This is a genomic window from Nocardia goodfellowii (genome assembly GCF_017875645.1).
Lineage (GTDB): Bacteria > Actinomycetota > Actinomycetes > Mycobacteriales > Mycobacteriaceae > Nocardia > Nocardia goodfellowii.
In genome coordinates, this window is record NZ_JAGGMR010000001.1 from 4,984,335 (window position 1) to 5,005,349 (window position 21,015).

Consider the following 21,015-nt stretch of genomic DNA (forward strand, 5'->3'; position numbering starts at 1 on the left):
TCGCGACGAGTTTCCGGGATCCCTCGGGTTATGGGTGGCATGTCCAACGAAACTTTCTCCCCGCCCCGAGCTTCCCGGTTACCGGCCGCTGTGCGTGCGGGGGCGATTCTCGCCCTGATGTGCGGAGCCCAATTCATCATCACCCTCGATATCGCGATCGTGAACGTCGCCCTGCCCGCCATCCAGGCTGACCTCGGCCTGGCCGCCGGTGATCTGCAATGGGTTGTCATCACCTATGTGCTGCTGCTCGGTGGTCTGCTCCTGCTCGGTGGCCGCGCCGGTGACCTGCTGGGGCGGCGGCGTATGTTGTTGCTGGGCTTGACCTTGTTCGCCACCGCCTCGCTCACGGCCGGTCTCGCGCAGTCGTTCGCTCAACTGGTCGCGTCCCGGGCGGTGCAGGGCGTCGGAGCGGCGCTCGCCGCCCCGGCCGCGCTGGCCGTACTCGTCGCGACCTTCCCGCAGGGCGCCGCGCGCAACAAGGCCCTGGGCCTGTTCGGTGCTGCCGGTGGCAGTGCCGCGTCATTCGGTGTCGTGGTCAGTGGTGCGTTGACGGCCGGACCGGGCTGGCAGTGGATCTTCTTCATCAATGTCCCGATCGTCGCCGGAATGCTGGTCCTGATCGCGAAATACGTGCCCGCCGACCGGGACATCCATCGTGGACCGTTCGATGCCGCCGGTGCGCTGGCCGTGACCGCCGGCTTGACCGCCATCGTCTACGCGATCAACCGGAGCGTCGAATACGGGTGGACCTCGGCGACGACGCTCGGATTCCTGATCGGTGGGTTCGCCGCACTGGCCGCGTTCGCCGTCATCGAGTCACGCGCCACCGCGCCCTTGCTGCCGCTCGCGATGTTCCGGCGACCGACCTTGAACGCCGCGAATCTCGTTGCCGCACTGGTCTACGCGGCCTTCTTCGCCACCATCTTCCAGGCCTCGCTCTTGATGCAGCAGGTGCTGGGCTACTCGGCGTTGCGCACCGGTGTCGCCTATCTCGCGATCGCCGCGACCGCTGTCGTCGCGGCCGCCGCGATCGCCCCGGCCGTCGTATCGCGCCTGGGAGCCGGCTGGACCTTGGTGATCGCGCAGAGCAGTGCGGCGGCCGGCCTGATCTGGCTCGCGCGGATGCCGATCCATGCCCAGTACTGGCCGGACCTGTTCCCTGGCTTCTTGGCCGTCGGGATCGGCGTCGGCCTCTCCCTGGTCGCCGTTCAGATCGCGGCGTTCATCGACATCCCCGAACAGGTCAGCGGCCTGGTCGGCGGGATGATCGAGACCGCCCGGGAGGTCGGTGGTGCGCTGGGTGTCGCGATCGTCGCGGCGGTGGCGATCGCGACCACCCGCTCCGCCGCCACACCGCACGCGGAGGCCCTGACCGAGGGATTCCGGCGTGGCTCTCTCGTCGCGGCGGGATTCAGTCTGGTCGCGGTCGTCACCGCGGTGACGGTGGTGCGTCGCGCCGAACGTGTGACGCGGGAGACGGCGGAGGTCGATCACTCCGCGAGCGTGTGAGACACCGATGCCAGCGGGCGTGACGCCGTGTGGTCGTGCGTGGGGACGACGGTGGCGAAATGCTGTGCGAGGTGCAGCCGGTGCAGCGTCCGGAAGGCCTCCTCGCGATCGTTGTCCACGAAATTGCCTGGGAAACTGGACTTCTGGCGAATCCTGGTGATCTGCTCGGTATGCCAGGCCGCGTCACCGGCCAGCAGCACCCAACCGCGCTCGGTGTGCGCGAGCACCCCGACGCTGCCCGGTGTGTGGCCGGGCAGATCCACCAGCACCACGCTGCCGTCACCGAACAGATCATGGCTGCGGGTGAAGGTGAGCACCGGCGGACCGTCGAGGTCGTACTGGACGATGGGGCGATCGAGAAGCGAATCGCGAACCCCGCCCGCCGGCGCGATCTCCCCGGTTGTGACCCAGCGGTGCTCGATGCTGTGCATATGGACCGGTAGGCCCGGCAGGTCCAGCAGCCCACACACGTGATCCCAGTGCGCGTGGGTCGGCAGGGCGAAGTCCGGGGCGGGCAGATGCGGAACCCGCGCCAGCGCCGTCACAGTGGGGAGGGTCTCGGCGGGCGGAGTCACCACGGGCCGCAGCACGCCCGGCAACTGGGCGATGGCCCGCGTCCCGGCGTCACGGCACACGCTCGGGTCGACGAGGAACGTCGCATCCGGGTGTTCGATGACGAAAGTGGTCAGCGCGTTCAACACGCGCCGCGGCGTGAAGGTGCCCTCCACGATCATGGCCGTCGGCACCGACCGCGTCACCTGCGGCAGCGCGGTCACCCGCACAGTGCGCCGCGGCGTCGGCAGTCCAGCATCGACCAGTGCACGCCGGAAGCGCTCGTCCGGACGCTTCGGGCGCACCATTCCGCGCACGAGACCCATTGCCGCGGAGCAGCATTCGAAGACACTCGGCGCGCGCACCAGATCAGGCATGACCACACTTCCGTTCCTGCATCGTGCCGGGCGACCTTGCCTGCCGCCGCGATCGCAGGAACGGTAATACTTAAGGTCGACCTGAAGTAAAGAGGCAAAAATGAGCACGATGGAAGACATGCGGATCGGTGATGCCGCGGCGATCCTCGGTATCGAAGCCCACGTACTCCGGCACTGGGAGACGGTCGGCCTGCTCGTCCCACGCCGCAGTCCGTCCGGGCATCGCGCCTACGACGAGCAAACGATCGCCCAGGCGAGAATGATCCGAGTCCTGCAGCGCGCCGGACTCTCGCTGGAGCAGATCCGCCAACTCGCGGTCGGTGCCCGCCCCGACCGGCTGGCCCTCATCGAGACCAAACGCGCCCAGGTACGCGAGCACATCGCTCTGCTGCGCGCGACCGATCGTTTCTTGGCCCATCTCAGTGCCTGCCGGCACCGGGTGATTTCGGATTGCCCGGAGTGCGCTGCGTTCACCGCCCGGGATCGCGGGCCGGCGCGCCCGGGGTCGGTTGTGGGCGTCGAGTAGGGGCCGCGCGCCGAGAGCTTGCCCGCTCGGATGTCAGTGCGTGGCGCCGCCGGTGGCCGGGGTGCGGCCGTGCTTCATCACCAGCGCGAGCGCGAGCGCCAGAATGGAGGCGGCCGCGCAGACCCAGAAACCCAGCTGGTAGCCGGGATCACCGAACAGGCCGGGTAGCGGGGTGGCCGGTTGTGCTTGCCCGCCAACGCTCACCAGGAGGTTCATGCTGTTGTTGTGCAGGAACGCGGTGATCACCGCGAGTCCGATCGCGACACCCATCGACTGCATGACGCCGAGCATGCCGAGGCTGATGCCCTGTTGCTCCGGCGGAACCGCCTCGACCAGCAGGATCGGCATGCAGGCGTAGTACATGCCGAATCCGATGCTGAAGACGGAGTTCACGATCAGGAAGTTGGTGGTGGTCAGCGGGAGTACCGCGAACGCGATGCCCGCGCCCGCGAAGATGAACAGGGCGGCGATCAGCGGCAGGCGGGCGCCGATCCGTTTGGCCAGCAGGCCAGCCACCGCGCCGAAGATCATCGTGATCACCGAGCCGAGCAGTGCGATCCGGAAAGCGAACTCGAGCAGGGTGTATCCGCTGCCGTAGGTATAGCCGGGGTCGAGGCTGACCTGTACCGCTTCGGGCGGCAGCAGTTGACCCGTCTTCGCCTGGATCTCGGCCAGCGTGCCCTGCCGCACGCCGGCGACAACCGTTGCCTCGGGCGGCGTTTGGGCCATGTAGGCGATGGCGTAGGAGACGATGCCGATCTGCAGGGACGCGAAGAGGGCGCCGGCGAGTACCAGCGAGACGCGCGGGTGGAACAGTAGCCTCATGTCCATGACCGGGGTCGAAACGCGCTTTTCGACGACGACGAACAGGACGAGCAGTGCGATGCCGGCGATCAACCAGGCGAGGGTGGTCGGCCGCGCCCATCCCCAGTCGTGGCCCTTGTCCACGTAGATCAGGGTGAGTGCGGCGCCACCGGACAGCAGCGCGGCGCCGACGATGTCGATGCGCTCGGGCACCCGCAGCTTGGATTCGGGCACGATCCACCACACCAGCGGCAGCATTACCAGGCTGAACGCGGCGAGTACCCAGAAGATGGCCCGCCAGCTGTAGTTGTCGACCAGGTAACCGCCCAGGATCGGGCCCGCGATGGAGGCGACGCCGAAACCGGTCGCTGTGAGGCCCAGCGCGAGCGGAACCATGTTGCGCGGCATCAGGTCTCGGATAAGACCGTAGGCGATCACCGCGGTCGCGATGGCGGTGGCCTGCAAGCAGCGGCCGAACAGAAAGACGGCCCAGTTCGAGGTGGTCGCGTCGAGCACACAGCCGATGACGAATAGGGCACCGCAGATGAGGAACATCCGCTTCTTGCCCCATACGTCACTCATCTTGCCGATCAACGGAGACGCGGCCGCGCCGATCAACCCGAAAACGATGATGGCCCAGTTGATGTTCGCCCCGACGCCGGGAAAGCTCGGCGCGATTTTCTGTAGCGCCGCCGCTACGACCGTGTACTGGATCGGGGCGATCTCGGAGAACAGGACGATCACCGCCAACACCGTGAAAGTCCTTGCGCGCGAGGCGCTATCGAGGCGACCGGTGTCGCTGTCGAGTTGAATGCTGTCGGTGGACATGGCCACACTCCGTTGTTCGGGTCGAGCTGAGGGGTCAGTAGATGACGGCCGTGTGCGGGAGGTCGGTGACCGAGGTTCCGACCTGTACGGTGAACGCGCCGGGTTCGGTCTCCCACCCCGCGGTCGTCCAATGCTGGAAAGCGCGCTCCGGCAAGGTAATCGGGACAGTCCGGGCATCTCCGGGCGCCAGGGTGACGGCGGTGAAGCCGGCCAGCCAGCGGACCGGTCGATCGACGGCACTGTCCGGGCGCGAGAGATAGACCTGAACGACCTGTTTGCCGACGCGCTCTCCGGTGTTGGTGACCGTGATCGAGACGGTGCGCCCTTCGACGACGAGGTCCTCGGTCGACCAGGTCGTGTAGCCGAGGCCGTGGCCGAACGGGTAGGCCGGTTCGGTGCCCGCCCGCAGCCACGCGCGGTAGCCGATGTGGATGCCTTCGCTGTAGTCGAGGACGCCGTCGACGGGCGAAGTGTCCAGTACCGGTACCTCGGCCACGGTCTTCGGCCAGGTGGTCGGCAGCCGACCGCCGGGTTCGGCGGCGCCGGTGAGCACGTCGGCCAGTGCCGTGCCGAACTCCTGTCCGGGGAACCACGACAGCAGCACTGCCCCCACGTGGTCGCGCCACGGCATCTCCACCGGCGCACCGGAATTCACCACCACGACCGTGCGCGGATTCACCGCCGAGACGGCGGCGACGAGGTCGTCCTGACGGCCGGGTAGGCGCAGGGAGGTGCGGTCGACGCCCTCGCTCTCGATCTGCTCGGTGGTGCCGACCACGACGACGGCCACGTCGGCCGCGCGCGCCAGTTCGATCGCTGCCGTGAACTCCTCGTCGGCGTCGCGCTGCGGCCGCCGGATACCGAGCGTCGCGCCGAGGATGATGCCGAGGCCGGGCATCGCCTCCTCGATGCTGGTCACCAGGAGCAGGTCGACTTCCTCGCCGTCGGTGAGCGTTCGGGTCACGTGGCGCTGGGGTGGATTGAGCAGTGCCGCGGCCGGATCGCCGGAATCCAAGGCGACGTTCTCGTCGAGCACGGTCTGGCCGTCGATGTCGAGCCGGATGTGGCCGACGCCGCCGAAACCGATTTGCCAGTCACCGGCCATGTCGGCACGCAGGCGCGTGCGCAACTCGATGATGTTGGACTGCGCGGCCAGCGGGTCACCGAGCAGGACGAGCCGGCTCGTGGTGCGATGCTGTGTGCCGAGCGCTGTGTCGCCGGTCAGGTACCGGGTGGACAGGCCCGGCGCCCCGGACTCGGGATCGGTCATGAGCGCCAGGGGGACGGGAATAAGGTCCCCGGACAGGTGCACGCCCGCGGTATGGGTCAACGGCAATCGGCCGGTCAGTCCTTCGACCGGCGTGCTGGTGTGGCTGGGAATTACTGTCGCGCTGCCGCCGCCGAGGAGACGAGGCAAGCCGGCCGAAGGTCCGAGCAGGGCCACGGTGGTGTCCGGCGCCAGGGGTAGCACGCCGTCGTTGCGTACCAGGACCATCGCCTGCGCGGCGACCCGGCGGACCAGGTCCTGGGCCTGCTGGTCGCTGAAAACCGGTGCGGACCGCGGGGTTCCGTCGAGCGCGCCGACGCGCTGGGCGAAACGCAGGATGCGGCGAACCTTGTCGTCGATGGCGGACTCGGCGATCTCGCCCGCCCGCACCGCGGCCGCCAAGGGTTCGCCCCAGAGGTAGGGCGGGCCGGGCATGCACAGGTCGGTGCCCGCGGCCGCGCTCTCGGTGGTGCGGATCGCGGTCCAGTCCGAAACCACGACGCCGTCGAATCCCCATGTGCCCTTGAGCGGTTCGTCGAGCAGGGGGTTCTCGGTCATGGTGCGGCCGTTGACGGCGTTGTAGGAATTCATGATCATCCAGGCGCCGGCCGCGACGGTGCGTTCGAACGGGTAGAGGTACAGCTCGCGCAACGCGCGGTCGTCGACGCGGACGTCGACGGTGAAGCGGTCGGTCTCGGAATCATTGGCCACGTAGTGCTTCGGGCACGCGCTGACCCCGTGCGCCTGCACGGCGCGCACATAGGACTCGGCCATCTCGGCGGTGAGCAGTGGGTCTTCGGAGAAACACTCGAAGTGCCTGCCGCCCAATGGAGAACGGTGCAGGTTCATCGTGGGCCCGAGGACCGCGTAGACGTCTTTGCGGCGGGCTTCGGCGGCGATCAGCGCGCCGATCTCGGTGAGCAATTCCGGGTCCCAGGTCGCGGCGACAGCGGTGCCCGAGGGCAAGCTGACCGACGGATCGCGTTCGTCCCAATTTTCGCCGCGCACGCCGGACGGGCCGTCGGACACCGGCATCTCGGCCAGCCCGATCGCGGGGTCACCGGCCATCCGGAACAGACTCGCTCCGGAAATCAGGCGCAGCTTGCCGTCCAAGTCGAGCTCGGCGAGTAGTTCCTCGAGGTGGTTTTCCATGAAGGAGGCAACCTTTCGGTCAGGGGGCGATGGTGCTGGCCTGGTCGGACCAGTGCGGGTTGTGCAGAAGCTCGCCGGTGTCGGCGCGGAAGACGTGGCGAGCGGTCGCATCACCGCGCAGCCGGTCCATGAACCAGGCGGTCAGGTAGCCGAGGTAGCGGTACACACCTTCGGTGCAGCTGTAATTGGTGCAGTCCGGCTGACCTTGAATGTCGTTGTGCTGAGCGCCCACCAGCGCGGCGCGCGCCTTCGGCAGGTCGGCGGGCAGCGCGTCGTAATACGCCTGCATCGACTGCATGCCGATCAGCTCCACCGGGAGGGGCTGGGTCGCGGGGGATACGCCGTCGGCCGAACCGTTGACCAACAGCACCGAACCAGCGGTGACCGCGCCGGGATCGATGCAGGCGCTGCGTCCGTCGACAGCGGGTAGTGGCGAACAGGCTGCCGACATGGGCATTTCCAGCGTTACGGCGGTGCCGACGCCGCCGCGGGCGAGTGCGTTGATCGCGCCGAGGCCGCCCTGCGAGTGGCCCATCGCCCCGGCCGGGCGGGTGTCGAGCTTGCCGGCGAAGATGCTGTCCGGGTTGCTGTTCTGCCGGGTCAGGTACTCGACGGCGTCGAGCATCTGCACGCCGGTGCCGGTGTCGGTCCGGTCGGCGGCGATGACCACGAAGCCCCACGACGCGAGATGCGCCAGCAAGTACGCGTACTCACGCGGGTGAGCCAAGGTGCCGTTGCCCCAGGTGATGATGGGGTGTGCGACGCCGCCGGCGCCGAGGTCGGCCGGATACCAGATGTCGTAGCTGTCGCCGGTGGAGGTGCAGCAGTCGAGACCGGTGCGTTCGGCCACCGCCCAGGTTCCGGGCGCGTAGTAGACGGCTTCGAGCTGTGCGGCGGGCTGATACGGCGGTGCCGCCGCTACGGGCGGCGCCGCGATCGAAGTGCATGCCAGTAGCGCGATCGACGCCAGTGCGGCGCGCGTGGTGGTCCGGGGCAGCTCCGGCCCGGACCGGACAGTTCTGTTACTCACGGTTTCGGACGATAGGTAGACGAACAGCCGCGCCGGACCAGTCGAACCCTTCTTGCAGACAGTTGCAGACCCGGCACGCCCGGAAGCGGCGGCGACGTATTCTCGAGACGATGAACGTCTCGACCCGCACCGGCGCGGGCCTCGCATGAGCGAGGTCGGCTCGGCGCTGCGTGCCGCGCGCACGGCCGCGGGGATCAGCCTGCAGGGCATGGCCGCGCGAACGAACTACTCCAAGCCGTATCTGGGTCAGCTCGAGACCGGAGTCCGGGTAGTGCGAGCCGAGCACGTCGCGGCCTACGAGTCGGCGCTGCAGACACCACTGAGCCACTTACGTGACCGCCTGACCGCGGAAGCGGTCAGCGAACCCGACGACTTGCCCAGCCAATTGGTGTCGTTGCTGTTGCCGCCCGCCGTGCAGGCGCGTGGTGCGGATGCGAGGTTCACCGCGACCGAGCTGGCGGCCGCCGAGCAGCTCGCGATGTGGGCACGCGCCAGGCAGTGGACAGACGGACCTGCCCCGCGCCGCGCGGTCCTAGCCTGGCTGACCGCGAATCTGCCTCGTCTACAACATCTTTCGGCCGAGAGCCGCAACGCTCGCGCCCTACGGGCCGGCGCCGAGCTGGCCGACCTCGCGGCCGCGATGAGCTGGGATGTCGAGGACATCACCGCCGCGCGCCGATACTCGGTCGCCGCCGCCCGGCTGGCGCACGCGGCCGGTGACGCCCCACTGACCGCCGCGATTCTCGCCGCATCGACCTGGCAGCTACTCGACAACGGCGGGCCGGCCGAGGGGTTGGAGGTGGTGCAACTCGCGCAGTATCTGGCGCGCCGGACCGCGACGCCGCTGCTCCGGGTCGGCTTGGCCGAACTGGAAGCCTACGTTCGAGCCATTCTCGGCGACCGCGCCGCGTTCCAGCGCGCGCTCGTCGTCGCGGTGGAATGCCGTTGCCAGGCCGCCGAATCCGCGGTGGGCGATACCGCCGCCGACCGCAGTCTCATCGCGGTCACCACCGGCATGATTCTCGGGCCACGCCGGGACTGGCCGGGGCCGGGACGCCAGTGGCAGCTACTGGGCAATAGTTACCGCGATCTCATCGCCACTCGCCCCGATCTGGCCCGCCGCGCCTTCGGCGACAACCCGGCGCCGCTGCCGGAGGAATTCGTGACACCGGCGGTGGCCGCGGTCTCCTCGGCCCGCCTGCAGTTGATACTCGGCGAGCCCGAATTCGCCGCCGAACGGGTTGGTCTCGCCATGTCGCTGTGCGGCCGGCCGACTGGCCGCGCCGCCGCACGGTTGTCGGATTTCTGGCACGAGTCGGCCGAGTTCGCGGCGGTCCCGGCGGTCGGCGAGGTCCGCTCGGCGATCCGAGAGCTGGTCGCGCACCGCTGATTTCCGCTCGATCGGCGGTCTCGGCCGGTCGTCCCGCGCTGGCAGCGCAGCGGGATGGCGTTGCGCTACAACGAGATACCGGCGGCAGTGCTGCTGAGCATCCGCCCTTGCGGATGGCTAACCGGCCGAGGTCGATGTGACCGCGGATCGAGGAACTACTCAGCGACGTATTAGGTCACGCCTGGTTCGCGGCAGGTTCGAGTAACGTTACAGCTTACTATGTAACGATGACCTCGCAGTCGCCGCCGCGTCGTGGTCGGCCGCGCGATGCCGACAAGGACCTCGCTGTGCTCGTCGCCGCCCGGCAGTTGCTGGCCGAAGTCGGGTATCAGCAGACCACGATCGTGGCGATCGCCAAGCGGGCGGGGGTGAACTCGCCCGCGATCTATCGGCGCTGGCCGACTCGGCAGGCATTGCTGGAGGAGGCTATTCACGGGCCGGGCGGGCATGCGTTGCCCGAGCCCACCGGTGATCTTCGGGCCGACTTGGCGACGTGGGTGCGTATTTTTCTGGCGCGCGCGGACAGTTCCGCCGCGCGCGCCGGGGTGCCGGGGCTGCTGGCCGATTCGCAGACCGAGGAGGCGCGGGGGCGTTTGCTGGCGATCGGAGCCCCGGTGCGCAAGGCGTTCGCCGAGTTGCTCGACGGCGCGGTCGACGACGGCCGGATCGCGCCGGGCGCCGATGCCGAGCTCGTTTTCGAGATCCTCGCGGGGACAACGACATTCCATGCGCTCGCGCGCGGCAGTGTAGACGCTGAGCTGTTCGTATCGCGATTGGCGGACGCCCTATACGCGATGGTGTCCGCGGGCGGTTCGGGGCGCGGCTGAGTCCGATGTAGTGCCAGCGTATTCGAGCGCCGGGCAATAACGTTACATGCTACTATGTAATTATGATCACTGTGCTTCCGCAGTTTCCGGCGGAACGATGAAAATCGACCTCCAGCTGAACGGTCGACCTGACCAAGCCGTGTTGCGCGCAACCGAATTGATCGCATGTGGCGCCGACGGCCTGTTCACCTTCGAGGGTGCACACGACGTCTTTTTGCCCCTGACTCTGGCGTCGACCGCTGCCGAACCTGTCGACCTGATGACGAATGTCGCCATCGCCCTGCCGCGCAGTCCGGTGCATCTGGCGCACGCTGCCTATGATCTGCACCTGCTGAGCCGCGGCCGGTTCCGGCTCGGGCTCGGTTCCCAGACCCGCGCGCACATCGACAAGCGCTACGGCGGCCAGTGGTCGCGACCCGCGGCGCGGATGCGGGAGACGGTGCTGGCGATCAGGGCCATCCTCGGTTCCTGGCAGAACGGCACACCGCTTCGCTTCGAAGGCGAATTCACTCGGCACACGCTGATGCCGCCGACCTTCGACCCCGGACCCAATCCCTTTGGCCTGCCGCAGATCTGCCTCGGCGCGCTCGGCCCGATCATGACCAGAACGGCGGCCGAGGTGGCCGACGGTCTGCTGGTGATGCCGTTCAACAGCACCCGGCATTTCGCCGAGCGCACTCGCCCCGCCATCGAGGAGGGCCTCGCGCGAGCCGGTCGCGACGCCGCGGAGCTGGCGATCTATCCCCAGGTGATCGTCGCGATGGGCCGCACGCCCAGCGAACTGGCAGCGGCCGCTGTGGGCGCTCGCCGCTTGCTCGCCTTCTACGGGTCGACGCCCGCCTATCGCCCGGTCCTCGAGGTCGAGGGCTGGGGGAAGTTGCAACCCGAACTGAATGCGCTGTCCAAATATGGTCGCGTGACAGCGATGACCGAGCTGATCGACGAGCGGATGCTCCGGACGCTGGCCGTCTACGGCACACCGGAGGAATGCGCCGCCGAAATCGTGACGCGCTTCGGTGCCGTCGCCGACCGAATATGTTGCTACTTCCCGGGCTACGACCCAGCCGATACGCACGTCAGGGACCTGGTCGCCGAATTGCAGGCCGCGTGAACGGCGTGCGGATCGAGATCGCCGACGGAGTAGCCGTGGTGACGTTGAACCGCCCGGAACGCCGCAACGCCTTCACCGCGGACATGGGCCGCGCACTCGGGCGCGCCTATCGCGATCTGGATGCCGATGACGCGGTCCGGGTCATCGTGCTGACCGGTGCCGCACCCGCGTTCTGCGCGGGCGCGGATCTGGGCGACGGGGCCGCAACGTTCGAAAAGCCCGGCGGCCCGGCATTTTCCGCGTCCCCGGTCGACCCGCCCGCGTTCGCGCTGCGCAAGCTGGTGATCGCCGCGGTGAACGGGCACGCGATCGGCATCGGGATGACCCTGGCGATGCAGGCCGACATCCGTGTGGTCGCCGCCGACGCGCGCTATGCGATTCCCCAGGTGCGCCTCGGCGTCGTGCCCGACGCGATGGCGCACTGGACGGTGGCGAAGGTGGCGGGGATGTCGGTCGCGGCCGACATCTTGTTGTCCGGGCGGACTTTCGATGGTGCCGAAGCGGTGCGGCTCGGCCTTGCCCGCCACTGCCTGCCCGCCGCCGAGGTACTGCCCGCCGCGCTCGCTATAGCCACGGACATAGCCGTCAATGTGGCGCCGATGTCCGCGGCCTTGAGCAAAAGACTGCTGTGGGACACCGCGATCCACGGCTACGACCCCACCCGGGTCGCCGACCTCGAAACCGAATCGCATCTGCGGGTCATGGGCAGCCCCGACGCCGCGGAAGGCATTCGAGCCCGAATCGATCACCGTGAACCGGTGTGGTCGGCCCGGCTGTCGAGCGATTGGCGGGACCTGCCGCAGGCGTGACCGACCGCCGCGAGCCGCCCAGTCGAAACATCGTTGCTGATTCAGACCCAGGAGTATCGGAATGTCCCTAGCCGTAGACGCGGATCAGCGAGCGCTGGCCGAATCGGTCGCCGCGTTCGCACACAAGATCGCTCCGCTCTCGCGGACCCGCGAACACCTCGCCGACTATGCGGAGGGCTTGATGCCCGCCGACCTCTGGACGGCCCTGTGCGAGCAGGGATTACACGCGCTGCACTTGCCGGCGGACTACGGCGGCGACGAGTGTGGCCTGGCCACACTCGCGGTGGTCGTCGAGCAGTTGAGCACAGCGCTGTTCCCGGGCCCCTACCTGTCGACAGTGACGGCGAGCGCACTCGCCATGGCAGCGACGAACGCCCAGCCACTGCTGGCGGCGTTCGCCGCGGGCTTGTCCGGAGCGGTGGTCACCGGACCCGACCTGCGGGCCACCCGAGCGGGCGCCGCATGGGTGGTGTCGGGCATCTCCGATCCGGCGCCCGGTCTGCCCGGTGCCCGGCGAATCGTGGTGCGTGCCACCGTTGACGGCGATTCCGGCGCGAGCCTGTGGTTCTGGGTCAGCGCGGCCGACGCCGCCGCTTCGCTGCAGGTGGTCAGCGCGGAAGCCGTCGACCTGACGCGGTCACTCGGTCACGCCGAATTCGATGCCTATCGGGTGGAGGAGAACCGAGTACTCGACGGCATCGAACCTGCCGTCGCTACGCTGTGGATGACAACGCTGGCCGCGGCCGAAGCCACCGGGATCTGCCGCTGGTGCCTGGACACCACTGTCGAATACGTCCGTGTGCGAGAGCAATTCGGCCGGCCGATCGGCAGCTTTCAAGCTGTCCAGCACAAGACGGCCCTCATGCTGGTCCGCGCCGAAGTGGCGGGCGCGGCGACCTGGGACGCGGCCCGAGCCGAGACCCAACCGGCCGCTCAGCGATTCCTCGCTGCCGCGAGCGCCGCGCTGACCGCGCTGCCCGCCGCCATCGACCAGGCGGTGGACTGCGTCAGCCTGCTCGGCGGGATCGGCTTCACCTGGGAGCATGACGCCCACCTGTACTGGCGGCGCGCGATCGCCCTGGTCGCTGCCGCGGGCGGCGCGGACGCGGCGGCACGTGAGCTAGGGGAGCGCTCCCTGGTCGACGACCGTGACTTCTCGTTCGTCACCGCCGACACGCTGCCCGAGTTGCGTGCCAGCGTCGGTGCCGTTCTGGACGAGGTCCTGGCGTTGCCCGACGACGAAATACCCGCCGCCGGTTGGGCTCCCGCGCGCGGCGCGTCCCGCCGGGCTCGGCTGGCCGCCGACGGTCTGGTCGCCCCGCACTATCCCCGGCCCTACGGACTCGGCGCCGGACCGGCCGAACAAGCAGTGATCGCCGACGAATTCACCCGCCGCGCACTCGCTCAGCCCGAACTCGGTATCGGCGCCTGGGTGCTGCCCACGCTGATCGAACACGGCGACGCCGGGCAGCGCGCGCGGTTCGTCGTGGACACCCTGCTCGGCAAGGTCATCTGGTGTCAGCTGTTCTCCGAGCCCGGCGCCGGTTCCGACCTCGCCGGATTGTCCACCGCCGCACGTAAAGTCGAGGGCGGTTGGGTGATCACCGGGCAGAAGGTGTGGAATTCCCAAGCACAAGAAGCGGATTGGGCGATATGCCTAGCCCGCACCGACGCCACCGCACCCAAGCACGCGGGCCTGACATATTTTCTGATTCCGATGAACGCCACGGGCGTCGAGGTGCGTCCGCTGCGGCAGATCACCGGAATCTGGGAGTTCAACGAAGTCTTCCTCGACGAGGTCTACGTCCCCGACGATCAGGTCGTCGCGCAGCCCGGCGACGGCTGGCGGATCGCGGTCACTACTTTGTCCAATGAACGACTCGCCATGGGCTCGACCACCTTCGGCCACGGCTCCAGCACCCTGGTGCGCCGCCTGCTGGAATCCGGGGACCACACCGGCACCCGCGATGACGCGCTGCGTGTGCTCGGGCGCAACGTCGCACTCGAACTCTCGGTCGCCGCCCTCAACCTCCGCAATGCCGTCACCAGGATGAACGGTACCGTCGACGGCAACAACTCGAGCAACAGCGTCCGCAAGGTCTGGCACGCCATCGCCCAGCGCGACGCCTCCCGGGCGCTGGTGTCGATCCTCGGTCCCCGCGCCGCCGTCGGCCACCCCCAGCAGCCCTACACCTTCGACGTCCTCGGACTGCCCGCCATCCTCTTCGGTGGCGGCACCATCGAAATCCAGCTCGACATCATTGCCCGGCGCGTGCTGAGTCTGCCTCGATGACAGGGCAATTCGGTGAGATCGGCCCCCTGCGCGTGGAGATCATCGCCAGCGGTCTCGGATTCGTGGAGGGTCCGGCGATACTTCCCGACGGCCGAATCGCGCTGGCCTCGATGAGCCGGGGCAGCGTCATGATCCTGGATCCTGACGGAACCGTCGCCGCCGAGCACTACCTCGGCGGCGGCCCCAACGGCTTGGTCGTCGGCGCCGACGGCGCACTGTACGTCGCACAGAACGGTGGTCGCTTCGCGGCCCGCAGCCGCGCCGCACCAGGCATACAAGTCATTCGCGACGGACACGCCGACTACGCCTATCGGGGCTTGGAATCACCGAACGACCTCGTCTTCGGACCCGATGGCCGGCTGTGGGTGACCGATTCCCGCGCCGATGTCGACTTCCGGCGACCCGAATCCTCCCCACCCGGCCAGGTTTGGGCCATCGACCTCGACTCCGGTCGAGCCGAATTGATGGCGCAGGGCCCGATCTTCGTCAACGGCATCGGCTTCAGCCCCGACTGCCGCACCCTGTACGTCACCGAGACGGTGCACGCGCACGTCACCGCGTACCCGTTACGCGCCGGAACCCTCCAACCCGGCCGGATACTGGCCACGCTGCTCGGGGCACACCCCGACGGATTCGCCGTCGACACCGCAGGTCGTCTGTGGATCACGACCACCACCGGCGACCGCATCGACGTTCTGGCCCCCGACGGCACCTTGCTCGCTCAGTACCCGCTCCCACCGAACAGCATGCCGACCAACATCTGCGTTCTTCCAGGTCCGGAAGTATTCGTCACGGCCGCAGGCACCGGGAGTCTGCTGCGACTGGTGCCGAGGTCGGTGGCCGGTCTGCCGACATGGTTGGAGGTGGGGGAGGACGACATTATTCGTGTCGACTTGTGTCCGGAGGGGGACTAGAAACACAGTTCCAGTCACCACAGCATCGCTGTGGGTGTCCATGTGCTGGAGGTTAGGGAGTGTTTTGAAAGTCGTTGGGGGCCGGGTATTTCGGTTGGTGATTTGAGGGAGGTCTCCGGTAGGTGGTGCAACGACCAAGAAAAACCGGAGACCTTGTGACCAGCGTAGCGGTGACGAGGCGGGCGGATCTGACCGATGCTCAGTGGGCGCGGTTGGAGCTGTTGCTGCCTCGCGGCAAGAAGGCGGGGCGCCCGCCGAAGTGGACGAAACGACAGCTCATCGACGGGATTCGGTGGCGGACCCGGATCGGCATCCCGTGGCGGGACGTGGTCGTCGAGTACGGGCCGTGGCAGACGATATAAGGGGTGTTCCGGCGCTGGCAGCGCGCCGGGAACTGGGTTTTTATCCTCAAAACGTTGCAGGCTTTGGCCGAGGAAATTGACGCACTGGTGGCATCGCTCGGCGGCCTGGTAGCCGTCCTCGAGAATGCTGACATCGGCGACAAGCTCGAGGTCTATCGGCAACTTGGCCTGAAACCAACCTTCGACCACGCAACACGGGCGGTTGTCGCTGAAGTTCAGCCACAACCGCCCGTGGGCGTACTGATGGTGTCCGGAGGGGGACTTGAACCCCCACGCCCGATAAAGGGCACTAGCACCTCAAGCTAGCGCGTCTGCCATTCCGCCACCCGGACCGGTGGTGCTCAGCAAGGTTATCGGATGTGTCGGCTGGGACCAAATCGCCGTGCCGAGCAGGGTCTGAGCTGGGGATTCGGGTGGTTGGCGGGTGCGGGAGCCGGAGCGAATTCCGGCCCCCGTGGCGGTGTCAGCGCAGCTCTTCGAAGGTTCGCTCGAAGGCCAGCGCGCCGTGCCCGTCGGCGACCTGACGGTCGATCAGGTTCTTGATCGGCGCGATGACGTCCAGCGCTACGCCGGCGTCCCGGCTCGCTTGCACGATGCCGTCGACGGCTGCCTTCTGGAACGCGAGGTGCTGGATCTCGGCGCTGTAGTCGCCGGATTCGATGATGCGGCCGTATTCCGGGATGCTTTGCGCCATGGCGGTCAGCCAGGCCGCAGCTCGGTGTGAGAATGCCTCGACCGAGTGACCCGCCGAGGCGACCATGGCCGCGCCGTGCATGAACCCGGTGAACATCGTGTACATGTTCGCCAGCAGTGCGAAATCGTACAGCGAGGCAAGTCCGGCATCCTCGCCGAAATACTCGGCGGCGCCGAGCAATTCGAGCAGGGGCCGATTCTCGTCGAACACCGCCTGCGATCCGCTGTACAGGATCGACGAGCCCGGCTGTCCGATCATCGGCGGGATCGCCATGATGCCGCCGTCGAGGTAGTCGATGCCGTGCTCCGCGGCCCAACGGGCCAGTTCTCGGGCTTGTTCTGGCGCGGTGCTGGTCAAGTTGATCAGCTGGCGTCCGGCGAGCTGTCCGACGATCGGGTCGAGCGTCTCGTGCACCGATGCGTGGTCGAGCAGCACCGCGACGATCACTCGACCCGCCTGGACCGCCTCGGCCACCGAACCCGCACCGCCGGCACCGGCCGCGACGAGCTCGGCGTCCTTGCCGGGACTGCGGTTCCACACCGTGGTCGGGTGGCCCCCTTTGAGGAACGCCGTGGCCAGCGCCTTGCCCATCGCGCCGAGACCGAGAACTGTGACTGTGGTGTGCTCCGCCATTGCGGGTCAACTCCTTCGAAGCTGGGGGGATGAGTGGTGATCAGCGCGCTGGAATCAACCGTGCTCGCAAGCGGTTGCTCCGACAAGTACCTACTATTTCGTCGGGTACTTACCCGTAGGTGTGTGAGCAGGTAGCGAAGGGGAGCGATGAGCACGAAGAGACATGGGCCATACTTCTGCGGCATCGACGCCGCCATGGACGTCATCGGCGGCAAATGGAAAGTCCTCATCCTGTGGGAGCTGCAGGAGAACGGCGTGCGCCGCTTCGGCGAACTGCGCCGCGGCCTGCCCGGCGTGTCGGAGAAGATGCTCATCCAGCATCTGCGCGAACTCGAAGAGGACGGCATCATCACCCGAGAGGTCTTCCCCGAGATCCCACCACGCGTGGAATACCAACTCACCGAACAGGGTTCAGCCCTCAACGCCGCCCTCGAACCCATCGGCCTCTGGGGCAAAGCCCGAATCGACCGCATCGGCGCCGAACGCGTCCACCTCCCCGCCTGACGCGTCAGGCGGCGATTGGCGCCGACCCACCTCCATTGTCTATAGTTCCGAGGCGCAGTTGATCTTGTACTCACCTGCGCCACAACTGAACACATCCACCTGTCCGGGTGGCGGAATGGCAGACGCGCTAGCTTGAGGTGCTAGTGCCCTTTATCGGGCGTGGGGGTTCAAGTCCCCCTCCGGACACAAGTCGACACGAATCCTGCTGCGCTGCAATATTATTCATCATTCGTTGTCCCCTTCCCGAATTGAACCTCACAACTACTCGCTCCGAGCTACGGCTCGGACCGGCCGTCGGCACCATTCGATTGGCCGCAGCGTGGCCGGTTTCATGCGGCCATCAGCTTGTGCAGCCGGGCAGCCTCGGTGCGGTCAGGAACGGATCTGAGGCAGGCTCGTGGTTCGCGATCGTGTACCCACTTCGAATGCGAGATAGGCCAAATCCTCGATCGCAGGGGCGCGGAAAGGTCGCTTCAGCATGTGCGCTGGGGACGCAGCCTAGAACACGATATTGATGTGGGCTTCGTCTAGCCCGACTCCCTGGCTGGTGGCAGGGTTCCAGTCGTAGGTGCCTTTCCAGCGGCCGAGGTCTCCGACGATGGTTTCGATGAGTGGCGCGACGTCGGCGCGGTTAGCTGTGGTGGTGGGCAATTGAACTGTCCACGGCTGCAGTCGGCGCAATGCGAGACCAGAAGTGATCGTGCCGGCGGCTAGGTCGCTGAGCAACGCCTGGATCTGGTCGGTGTCCTCGTGGTCGGCAATCACCAAGGGGACTGATTCGTCGGCGATCATGCGGAAGGCGCGGCTCGAGTCCCGGGTGCCGGTATCGGTGAGAGGACCGTCTGTTACGGCCCGATAGTCCAGTGCCTGGCGGTTGCGCTGGACGACGTGACCGAGGGGTGTTTTCGTCTGATCGAGTGGGCTCGAATCGAGTCGTAGGTCCTTGTAGAGCTCTTTGTAGTAGCGGGCCAGAGCGAGTTGGTCGTCGAGTTCTGTGCTGGTATGACCGAAGTGTTTGAGCGTCAGCGCGCACGCTGGCCGGTATTCGGCGGGTTGGTGGCCTTCTGCCGGGTCGAAGACGATCACCAGCCCGCCCTCGGGGATTTCGCCGTTTCGGTTGGCGCGCCCGGCCGCTTGTTGTATCGAATCCGCTGGTGCCAGTGCTCGCCACACGATCGGGAACGACAGATCGACCCCGGCTTCTACGAGCTGGGTGGCGATGAGCAGAGTCGGCTTCCCGGCACGCAAACGTTGCGTCACTGTTTCGAGGACTGCGCGGCGGTGCTGGGGGCACATCCGGGTCGACAGGTGCCAGATCTCGCGGTCGCTGGAGGCGAGTTGATACAGGTGGCGGGCATCGGCGACGGAGTTGACGACGACCATCGCTTGATCCTGGGCGCGTAGTTCGTCGGCGATCTGCTGCCAGGTCGGTTGCGGGTCCAGTCGCCATTGGTAGTGGACTCTGCGGGACTGCTCGAACAGCGGCTGCGGGTCGGCGATGACCGGTGTGATGGAAACGCTGCCGCGGCTCTGTGAGGCCAGCCATGGGGACAACGCCTGGAACTCTGGCTGCGTTGCCGATGTCAGCAGAACGGTCGTGCCGAAATCTTCGGCGAGAGTGCGCAGCCCGCTCAAGATTGGTACAAGTAGCAGGGTGGGCAGCGCTTGGACTTCGTCGAGAACGATGACCGCGTTGGCCAGCCGATGCAGCTTGCGGATCCGGGAGGGTTTGCGGCCGAACATCGACTCGAACAACTGCACCGTAGTGGTCACGGTGAACGGTGCGTCCCAATTCTCTGCCGCCAACCGCGCCCACCGGTCCGCAGTACGGCCGGAGCTTAACTTCTCGTCATTGTCGGGTTCGTGGAATCGGACGCTGGAATGATGCTCGAGCACCACCGGCTGGTCATCGGTGTCGAGAAGCCGGCGATAGACCGCGGCGTTCTGTTCGGTGACGGTGATGAACGGCACCGCCACGATTACTCGTGCTTTGTTCCACCGCGCCGCATGGTGCAGAGCAAATGCGCCTTGGGCAAAGGTCTTTCCCAGTCCGGTAGGAGCCGCAAGCCGAAAGATCCCCGGCGGCAGTGCTGCCGCGTCGACGGCGGCCTCATACACCTGGGTGCGCATAAGGCTGATCTTGTCGTCGGCCGAGGTGATCCGCGCGGCTCGGCGCTGCTCGAATCTGAGGGTCAGAGCTGCCATGTCCGCGGGTGGGGCTACCCGTGGGCCGGGGTCTGCTTGCCGGTGCGCGGCGGTGTCGAGATGATCGGCATCGACCAAGGCGGAGAACACCATGCGCAACCGCATCTCCAACGACAGCTTCTCTTCGGACGTCTTCGGCGACCGTCGTGGAAACAAGCGCGGCGACAGCAGCGCGCCAGCAGCCTCGGGTATGTCGAGCAGGAACCGTGCGGTGGTCTCGGGATCCTCAGCGCCGGCTTCTTGCAGCGTTAGGCGGAGTTCTTCTGGATCAGTGAGGCCACCGTGGTGTCCGAGTACGGCCATGGCGGCCAAACCTGCGGGACCTTGCCCGTTCTGCCCGAACACCAACCGTGTGCCGAGTTGCTTGTGCGGGACTCCCACTCGGTTATCGGTGCCCTCGACTCGCAGCAACCCGGTTTGCCATGCGCATGAGGCCTTGCCGGCGTCATGGAACAACCCGAGTAGGTAGGCCAGCTCGCCACAGCCGAACTCTGAAGCGAAGCGTGCAGCCCACCGTGCCGTGGAACGACAATGATCGGAAAGTCCGTGACGCGGCCCTAACGCGGTGTGGCCGTGGGCATCTACGATTCGGCGTGCGCTGTGTGCCCAAAGATCCACCGCCTCAACCTATCCTGAGCCTCTGACATCGAACCTCAACCGCGCCTGCCGGTGGGTTGGCGATCCGATAGTTAGGAACCTGTAGTGCGACCTGAATCCCAGGACCGTTCCGAAGTCGCGAGCTGGCTTTATCTTGTCCGCGACTGTCTGATACTGCGGAATCTCGGTACCCTTCATGGGGAATGCGCTGGTAATCCAGCCTGGCGCCGAGCTCCCGAGCTGGGCGAGAATCTCAACTCCTTCGAGCTTGTTGGCCAGCGATCCGGTCAACCTGGCGCCGAGCTCCCGAGCTGGGCGAGAATCTCAACGGCTCGTGGTCAGCTGCGAAGACTGCAGACAGGACCACTGGCGCCGAGCTCCCGAGCTGGGCGAGAATCTCAACCCCGCGAATGGCTCTTGCGAGTGCGCGAGCAGGACTGGCGCCGAGCTCCCGAGCTGGGCGAGAATCTCAACTGCTCGGTCAGCTCGTCGGTGTCGCGGTAGCTGAGGACTGGCGCCGAGCTCCCGAGCTGGGCGAGAATCTCAACTTCTCGCCCGCATCCATCATCTCGCCGCCGAATCCTGGCGCCGAGCTCCCGAGCTGGGCGAGAATCTCAACATTCCACTGTCG

Annotated in this window: 16 protein-coding genes, 2 tRNA genes and 1 CRISPR repeat array (1 of these 19 cut by a window edge); of the genes, 11 read left to right on the top strand and 7 right to left on the bottom strand. The window is 67.2% G+C overall.

Annotated elements, in window-relative coordinates:
• The first annotated feature begins 39 nt into the window (after positions 1 to 39).
• Complete coding sequence (locus tag BJ987_RS23010) at positions 40 to 1,509, top strand: MFS transporter (RefSeq protein WP_209893796.1); 1,470 nt, start codon at positions 40 to 42, stop codon at positions 1,507 to 1,509.
• On the opposite strand, the gene BJ987_RS23015 is transcribed toward BJ987_RS23010, so the two are convergent.
• Positions 1,491 to 2,438 carry an MBL fold metallo-hydrolase gene (locus BJ987_RS23015; protein ID WP_209893799.1) on the bottom strand — a complete coding sequence of 316 codons (948 nt, stop codon included), beginning with the start codon at positions 2,436 to 2,438 and terminating at the stop codon, positions 1,491 to 1,493. The genes BJ987_RS23010 and BJ987_RS23015 overlap by 19 nt on opposite strands.
• A 100-nt stretch (positions 2,439 to 2,538) precedes the next feature.
• On the opposite strand from BJ987_RS23015, the gene BJ987_RS23020 reads away from it, so the two are divergent.
• Positions 2,539 to 2,964 carry a MerR family transcriptional regulator gene (locus tag BJ987_RS23020; RefSeq protein ID WP_209893802.1) on the top strand — a complete coding sequence of 142 codons (426 nt, stop codon included), beginning with the start codon at positions 2,539 to 2,541 and terminating at the stop codon, positions 2,962 to 2,964.
• A 33-nt stretch (positions 2,965 to 2,997) separates the two neighbouring features.
• On the opposite strand, the gene BJ987_RS23025 is transcribed toward BJ987_RS23020, so the two are convergent.
• The 3 genes from BJ987_RS23025 to BJ987_RS23035 are packed head-to-tail and all read right to left on the bottom strand — an operon-like array spanning position 2,998 to position 8,045.
• Positions 2,998 to 4,596: an MFS transporter gene (locus tag BJ987_RS23025; RefSeq protein ID WP_209893804.1), complete on the bottom strand. Its 1,599-nt coding sequence runs from the start codon at positions 4,594 to 4,596 to the stop codon at positions 2,998 to 3,000.
• Between the two features lie 34 nt (positions 4,597 to 4,630).
• Positions 4,631 to 7,015 (bottom strand): beta-glucosidase, encoded by a 2,385-nt coding sequence (locus BJ987_RS23030; RefSeq protein WP_209893807.1) that lies wholly within the window; start codon positions 7,013 to 7,015, stop codon positions 4,631 to 4,633.
• Between the two features lie 19 nt (positions 7,016 to 7,034).
• A complete protein-coding gene (locus BJ987_RS23035) occupies positions 7,035 to 8,045 on the bottom strand; it encodes a poly(ethylene terephthalate) hydrolase family protein (RefSeq protein WP_209893810.1) in 1,011 nt (336 codons plus the stop codon).
• 145 nt (positions 8,046 to 8,190) lie between these two features.
• On the opposite strand from BJ987_RS23035, the gene BJ987_RS23040 reads away from it, so the two are divergent.
• The 7 genes from BJ987_RS23040 (at position 8,191) to BJ987_RS37410 (ending at position 15,751) form a co-directional block, all read left to right on the top strand.
• Positions 8,191 to 9,435 carry a helix-turn-helix domain-containing protein gene (locus BJ987_RS23040; RefSeq protein ID WP_209893813.1) on the top strand — a complete coding sequence of 415 codons (1,245 nt, stop codon included), beginning with the start codon at positions 8,191 to 8,193 and terminating at the stop codon, positions 9,433 to 9,435.
• A 227-nt stretch (positions 9,436 to 9,662) separates the two neighbouring features.
• Positions 9,663 to 10,262 carry a TetR/AcrR family transcriptional regulator gene (locus BJ987_RS23045; protein WP_209893816.1) on the top strand — a complete coding sequence of 200 codons (600 nt, stop codon included), beginning with the start codon at positions 9,663 to 9,665 and terminating at the stop codon, positions 10,260 to 10,262.
• A 97-nt stretch (positions 10,263 to 10,359) separates the two neighbouring features.
• Positions 10,360 to 11,373: a TIGR03617 family F420-dependent LLM class oxidoreductase gene (locus tag BJ987_RS23050; RefSeq protein ID WP_209893820.1), complete on the top strand. Its 1,014-nt coding sequence runs from the start codon at positions 10,360 to 10,362 to the stop codon at positions 11,371 to 11,373.
• Positions 11,370 to 12,182 (top strand): enoyl-CoA hydratase/isomerase family protein, encoded by an 813-nt coding sequence (locus tag BJ987_RS23055; RefSeq protein WP_307869725.1) that lies wholly within the window; start codon positions 11,370 to 11,372, stop codon positions 12,180 to 12,182. Before BJ987_RS23050 ends, BJ987_RS23055 begins: the two co-directional genes overlap by 4 nt.
• A gap of 61 nt (positions 12,183 to 12,243) precedes the next feature.
• Positions 12,244 to 14,475: an acyl-CoA dehydrogenase family protein gene (locus tag BJ987_RS23060; protein WP_209893826.1), complete on the top strand. Its 2,232-nt coding sequence runs from the start codon at positions 12,244 to 12,246 to the stop codon at positions 14,473 to 14,475.
• The gene (locus tag BJ987_RS23065) at positions 14,472 to 15,389 is read left to right on the top strand and encodes an SMP-30/gluconolactonase/LRE family protein (protein ID WP_209893828.1); all 918 of its coding nucleotides are present in this window, start codon (positions 14,472 to 14,474) and stop codon (positions 15,387 to 15,389) included. The genes BJ987_RS23060 and BJ987_RS23065 overlap by 4 nt, the downstream gene beginning before the upstream one ends.
• 155 nt (positions 15,390 to 15,544) lie before the next feature.
• Positions 15,545 to 15,751 carry a transposase gene (locus BJ987_RS37410; RefSeq protein WP_307869726.1) on the top strand — a complete coding sequence of 69 codons (207 nt, stop codon included), beginning with the start codon at positions 15,545 to 15,547 and terminating at the stop codon, positions 15,749 to 15,751.
• A gap of 244 nt (positions 15,752 to 15,995) precedes the next feature.
• Here BJ987_RS37410 and BJ987_RS23075 read toward each other — a convergent pair.
• Positions 15,996 to 16,083 (bottom strand) — tRNA-Leu (locus BJ987_RS23075).
• Positions 16,084 to 16,214: 131 nt separating this feature from the next.
• Positions 16,215 to 17,078: an NAD(P)-dependent oxidoreductase gene (locus BJ987_RS23080; protein WP_209893831.1), complete on the bottom strand. Its 864-nt coding sequence runs from the start codon at positions 17,076 to 17,078 to the stop codon at positions 16,215 to 16,217.
• A gap of 147 nt (positions 17,079 to 17,225) precedes the next feature.
• On the opposite strand from BJ987_RS23080, the gene BJ987_RS23085 reads away from it, so the two are divergent.
• Positions 17,226 to 17,582, top strand: coding sequence for a winged helix-turn-helix transcriptional regulator (locus tag BJ987_RS23085; RefSeq protein WP_209893834.1), 357 nt, complete (start codon positions 17,226 to 17,228; stop codon positions 17,580 to 17,582).
• Between the two features lie 101 nt (positions 17,583 to 17,683).
• Positions 17,684 to 17,768 (top strand) — tRNA-Leu (locus BJ987_RS23090).
• A gap of 312 nt (positions 17,769 to 18,080) precedes the next feature.
• On the opposite strand, the gene cas3 is transcribed toward BJ987_RS23090, so the two are convergent.
• Positions 18,081 to 20,405, bottom strand: coding sequence for a CRISPR-associated helicase Cas3' (gene cas3 / locus BJ987_RS23095; RefSeq protein ID WP_209893838.1), 2,325 nt, complete (start codon positions 20,403 to 20,405; stop codon positions 18,081 to 18,083).
• A gap of 200 nt (positions 20,406 to 20,605) precedes the next feature.
• Positions 20,606 to 21,015: a CRISPR direct-repeat array (repeat unit 37 nt; unit sequence CTGGCGCCGAGCTCCCGAGCTGGGCGAGAATCTCAAC) (it continues 557 nt past the right edge of the window).

Excerpts from the sequence above, each read along its gene's own strand:
- BJ987_RS23010 (WP_209893796.1), top strand. The coding sequence starts at position 40 with ATGTCCAACGAAACTTTCTCCCCGCCCCGAGCTTCCCGGTTACCGGCC.
- BJ987_RS23015 (WP_209893799.1), bottom strand. The coding sequence starts at position 2,438 with ATGCCTGATCTGGTGCGCGCGCCGAGTGTCTTCGAATGCTGCTCCGCG.
- BJ987_RS23020 (WP_209893802.1), top strand. The coding sequence starts at position 2,539 with ATGAGCACGATGGAAGACATGCGGATCGGTGATGCCGCGGCGATCCTC.
- BJ987_RS23025 (WP_209893804.1), bottom strand. The coding sequence starts at position 4,596 with ATGTCCACCGACAGCATTCAACTCGACAGCGACACCGGTCGCCTCGAT.
- BJ987_RS23030 (WP_209893807.1), bottom strand. The coding sequence starts at position 7,015 with ATGGAAAACCACCTCGAGGAACTACTCGCCGAGCTCGACTTGGACGGC.
- BJ987_RS23040 (WP_209893813.1), top strand. The coding sequence starts at position 8,191 with ATGAGCGAGGTCGGCTCGGCGCTGCGTGCCGCGCGCACGGCCGCGGGG.
- BJ987_RS23045 (WP_209893816.1), top strand. The coding sequence starts at position 9,663 with ATGACCTCGCAGTCGCCGCCGCGTCGTGGTCGGCCGCGCGATGCCGAC.
- BJ987_RS23050 (WP_209893820.1), top strand. The coding sequence starts at position 10,360 with ATGAAAATCGACCTCCAGCTGAACGGTCGACCTGACCAAGCCGTGTTG.
- BJ987_RS23060 (WP_209893826.1), top strand. The coding sequence starts at position 12,244 with ATGTCCCTAGCCGTAGACGCGGATCAGCGAGCGCTGGCCGAATCGGTC.
- BJ987_RS23065 (WP_209893828.1), top strand. The coding sequence starts at position 14,472 with ATGACAGGGCAATTCGGTGAGATCGGCCCCCTGCGCGTGGAGATCATC.
- BJ987_RS23080 (WP_209893831.1), bottom strand. The coding sequence starts at position 17,078 with ATGGCGGAGCACACCACAGTCACAGTTCTCGGTCTCGGCGCGATGGGC.
- BJ987_RS23085 (WP_209893834.1), top strand. The coding sequence starts at position 17,226 with ATGAGCACGAAGAGACATGGGCCATACTTCTGCGGCATCGACGCCGCC.